This window comes from Streptomyces tricolor (assembly GCF_002155905.1).
Taxonomy (GTDB): domain Bacteria; phylum Actinomycetota; class Actinomycetes; order Streptomycetales; family Streptomycetaceae; genus Streptomyces; species Streptomyces tricolor.
Map to the genome: position 1 here is coordinate 1 of NZ_MUMF01000844.1, position 4,410 is coordinate 4,410.

The window sequence follows — 4,410 nt, forward strand, 5'->3', positions numbered from 1 at the left end:
GCCAGGGGCGGGGGCCGGTGGGCGGACGGTAGGCGACGCCGAGGGCGTCAAGTCGCCGGTAGTGGGCGGTCATCCGGCGTTCGAAGTCCGCGTAGTCCCGTTCGGCGGGGGCGGGCAGCGGGCTCCAGGCGACCTCGGCGAAGGCCGCGAGGCGGGGGAAGGTCTGGTAGTCGACGCGCGCGGCGTCCTCCAGCACCTCGGTCCACACGTTGGCCTGGGTGCCCAGCACATGCCCGGCCTCCGCCGCGGTGAGCCCGTCCGGCACGGGCTCGAACCGGTAGACGTCCTCCAGGGTGCGCACGAAGCCGATCGGCACGGGCTCGTCCTCGCCCGGGGCCTGACGGTGGTCCAGGTACACGTACTGCTCGGGGCACATGACCACGTCGTGGCCGGCCCGGGCGGCGGCGACGCCGCCCGCGTAGCCGCGCCAGGAGGAGACGGCCGCACCGGGTGCGAGCCCGCCCTCCAGGATCTCGTCCCAGCCGATGAGGCGGCGCCCGCGCGCGGCGAGCCAGGCGTCGAAGTGCCCGATGAACCAGGACTGCAGCTCCTCCTCGCCGGTGAGGCCGAGGTCCGCGATGCGGGTCTTGGCGGTCACGGACTCGGTCCACTGCTCCTTGCGGCACTCGTCGCCGCCGACGTGGACGAACTCCGAGAAGGCGGCGGCGTCCGCCGGGAACAGCTCCAGGACCTCCTCCAGCACCCCTTCGTAGAAGCGCAGGGTGGTGTCGGTGGGGGCCAGCACGTTGGACGAGATGCCCCAGGTGTCCCAGACGGAGAGGGCGGTGGTGTCGATGACGTCGGCGTTGCCGAGTTCGGGGTAGGCGGCGATGGCGGCCTGCGAGTGGCCGGGTACGTCGATCTCGGGGACGACGCTGATGTGCCGCTCGGCGGCGTAGGCGACGATCTCCCGGATGTCGTCCTGGGTGTAGTAGCCGCCGTGGGGTTTCTCGTCCCACAGCGGGGAGGCCCGGTGGCCGAATTTCGTCCGCGTGCGCCAGGAGGCGATCTCGGTCAGCTTCGGGTACCGCTTGATCTCGATGCGCCAGCCCTGGTCGTCCGTCAGATGCAGGTGGAGGACGTTGAGTTTGTGCGCGGCCATCAGGTCCAGATAGCGCAGCACGCCCTCCTTGGGCATGAAGTGCCGCGCGACGTCGAGGAGGAGGCCGCGCCAGCGGAACCGGGGGGCGTCCTCGATGACCTGGGGCGGGATCCCGAGGGCGGCGTCCGGCCGTACGGGCGCGCGCCGGAAGGCGTCGGGACCGAGCAGCTGGCGCAGGGTCTGGGCGCCCCAGAACACCCCGGCGGGCCCGCCGCCGCGGATCTCCACGCCCCGGCCGGCGACGGCAGCGAGCCGGTACCCCTCCGGCGCCGGCGTGTCGTCCAGCAGCAGCCGCACCGCGTCCCGGTCGTCCGGCGTCCCGGGCCGCAGCGGCAGACCCAGGGCCTGGCCGAGGGTGGCGCGCAGCCAGCGCTCGGCGCGTTCGGTGCCCGGACCGGCCCACAGCGTGGTGCCGGGCCCGAGCGGTACGGCGGTCCCGGTCGTCCCCTCGACGGCGCGCGGCGCCGGAATCAGTTCCACGACAGCAACCCCTCCCCGCGTTGCAGGACACGCAACGCGCCATCCACATCGCACAACGCGACGCCGACGTCTCGAAGGCTAGGCACTGGACCGGGCGCTCACAAGAGGTCTGGACCAGTCGGCGGCCGGAGAACGCAACGATCCCCGGGACGCGCCTCACGCGCGCCCCGGGGACCTCACCGTCTGCGGGCGGACCGGCGACGGCCTACTTGTCGCCGCCCTTGCCCTTGCCCTCGTCGCCGCCGCTGCCCATGGACTCGTAGATCTCCTTGCACATGGGGCACACCGGGTACTTCTTCGGGTCGCGGCCCGGCACCCAGACCTTGCCGCAGAGCGCCACGACGGGGGTGCCGTCGAGGGCGCTCGCCATGATCTTGTCCTTCTGGACGTAGTGGGCGAAGCGCTCGTGGTCACCGTCGCCGTGGGACACCTGCGGCGTCGGCTCTACGAGGGTCCCCGTACCAGTCCCGCGCTCGGGCTCAAGAGTGCTCATACCAGCAAGGGTACTGAAGCTCACACGCATCAGTTGAGCGACGGGTCGTCCGGATACGTGGCCACCATCGCCAGCTCGTTGCGCTGGCGGCGCAGCACCTCCCGCCAGAGTCTCTCCGGCGCCGGCGAGGACACGTCCCCCGGCTCGGACTCGACGACGTACCAGGCGCCCTCCACCAGCTCGTCCTCCAGCTGGCCCGGCCCCCAGCCGGCGTACCCGGCGAAGATCCGCAAGGACCCGACGGCGGAGGCGAGCAGTTCGGGCGGGGCCTCCAGGTCGACCAGCCCGATCGCGCCGTGCACCCGTCGCCAGCCGAGCGGCGCGCCGTCACCGCTCGCGCCGCCGGGGATGACGGCGACCCCGAGCGCCGAGTCCAGCGAGACGGGGCCGCCCTGGAAGACGACACCGGGCTCGCCGGCCAGCTCGCCCCAGCCCTCCAGGATGTCGCCGACGACCACCGGGGTGGGCCGGTTGAGGACGACACCGAGGGAGCCCTCCTCGTCGTGGTCGAGAAGGAGCACCACCGCACGGTCGAAGTTCGGGTCCGCCAGGGCGGGGGTTGCCACGAGCAGCCGCCCTGTGAGCGAGGACACCTCGGTCATGCCAGACATGATCCCGCATCTTCCCCCGGTGTGGGGAGCCAATCGGGGGCGGCGGAGTGAGGGCAGCTCAGGGTGTACGGGTGCACCCCCGCGCACGTCGGCGCGCCGGTGACCCCATGTGCCCGATAGGGAACGGTTCGTGTTGTGACACACCTATGACGTGGCTGGGCGGTCCTCGGGCTTACGGGCGGGGGGTGATCGGCGATTACCCTGTCTTCCCGGCCCCTGCGCACAGTGATCGGCCGGCCCCTGACCAACTCATCGGAACGCGAGATTCATGACCGTCAACGACGATGTCCTGCTTGTCCACGGCGGAACCCCGCTGGAGGGCGAGATCCGTGTCCGCGGTGCGAAGAACCTCGTGCCGAAGGCCATGGTCGCCGCCCTGCTGGGCAGCGAGCCGAGCCGACTGCGCAACGTTCCGGACATCCGTGACGTGCGGGTCGTCCGCGGCCTGCTCCAGCTGCACGGGGTGACGGTCCGTCCGGGTGACGAGCCCGGCGAGCTGGTGATGGACCCGACGCGCGTCGAGAGCGCCAACGTGGCCGACATCGACGCCCACGCGGGTTCCAGCCGTATCCCGATCCTCTTCTGCGGCCCGCTGCTGCACCGCCTCGGCCACGCGTTCATCCCGGGCCTCGGCGGCTGCGACATCGGCGGCCGGCCCATCGACTTCCACTTCGACGTGCTGCGGCAGTTCGGCGCGACCATCGAGAAGCGGGCCGACGGGCAGTACCTGGAGGCGCCGCAGCGGCTGCGCGGCACGAAGATCCGGCTGCCGTACCCGTCCGTCGGCGCCACCGAGCAGGTGCTGCTGACGGCCGTACTGGCCGAAGGCGTCACCGAGTTGTCCAACGCGGCCGTCGAGCCGGAGATCGAGGACCTCATCTGCGTGCTGCAGAAGATGGGCGCGATCATCGCGATGGACACCGACCGCACGATCCGCATCACCGGTGTGGACAAGCTCGGCGGCTACACCCACCGCGCCCTGCCGGACCGCCTGGAGGCCGCCTCCTGGGCCTCCGCCGCGCTGGCGACCAACGGCAACATCTACGTCCGCGGCGCCCAGCAGCGCTCGATGATGACGTTCCTGAACACCTACCGGAAGGTGGGCGGTGCCTTCGAGATCGACGACGAGGGCATCCGGTTCTGGCACCCCGGCGGGCAGTTGAAGTCCATCGCGCTGGAGACGGACGTGCACCCCGGCTTCCAGACCGACTGGCAGCAGCCGCTGGTGGTGGCCCTGACCCAGGCCACGGGCCTGTCCATCATCCACGAGACGGTGTACGAGTCCCGGCTGGGCTTCACCTCCGCGCTGAACCAGATGGGCGCGCACATCCAGCTCTACCGCGAGTGCCTGGGCGGCTCCGCCTGCCGCTTCGGCGCGCGCAACTTCCTGCACTCCGCGGTCGTCTCGGGCCCGACCAAGCTCCAGGGCGCCGACCTGGTCATCCCCGACCTGCGCGGCGGCTTCTCGTACCTCATCGCGGCCCTGGCCGCCGAGGGCACGTCCCGGGTGCACGGCATCGACCTCATCAACCGCGGCTACGAGAACTTCATGGAGAAGCTCGTGGAGCTCGGCGCGAAGGTGGAACTCCCGGGCAAGGCGCTCGGCTAGCGGTCCGGCAACACCAAAGGGCGGCCCCCCTCGGCGGAAGGGGGGCCGCCCTTTTCGATGTCCTCAGCTGAGGCGCCCCGTAAGGGGCGCGGGGAACTGCGCGACCAGCCACAAC

At 71.6% G+C, this 4,410-nt stretch carries 4 protein-coding genes; 1 reads left to right on the top strand and 3 read right to left on the bottom strand.

Annotated elements, in window-relative coordinates:
• The 3 genes from CCN44_RS40530 to CCN44_RS40540 form a co-directional block, all read right to left on the bottom strand.
• Positions 1–1,582: beta-N-acetylhexosaminidase (locus CCN44_RS40530; protein WP_086704172.1), on the bottom strand; the 1,582-nt coding region annotated here is incomplete at its 3' end.
• Positions 1,583–1,787: 205 nt separating this feature from the next.
• Positions 1,788–2,075, bottom strand: a complete 288-nt coding sequence (locus CCN44_RS40535; RefSeq protein WP_189294548.1) for a DUF3039 domain-containing protein — start codon at positions 2,073–2,075, stop codon at positions 1,788–1,790.
• Between the two features lie 29 nt (positions 2,076–2,104).
• On the bottom strand, positions 2,105–2,677 hold the full coding sequence (locus CCN44_RS40540) for a YqgE/AlgH family protein (protein WP_059249814.1): 573 nt from the start codon (positions 2,675–2,677) through the stop codon (positions 2,105–2,107).
• 277 nt (positions 2,678–2,954) lie between these two features.
• Here CCN44_RS40540 and murA point away from each other — a divergent pair, with 277 nt between their 5' ends.
• Entirely contained in the window at positions 2,955–4,295 is a 1,341-nt protein-coding gene (gene murA / locus CCN44_RS40545; protein WP_059249815.1) for a UDP-N-acetylglucosamine 1-carboxyvinyltransferase, read from the top strand.
• Positions 4,296–4,410: the final 115 nt, after the last annotated feature.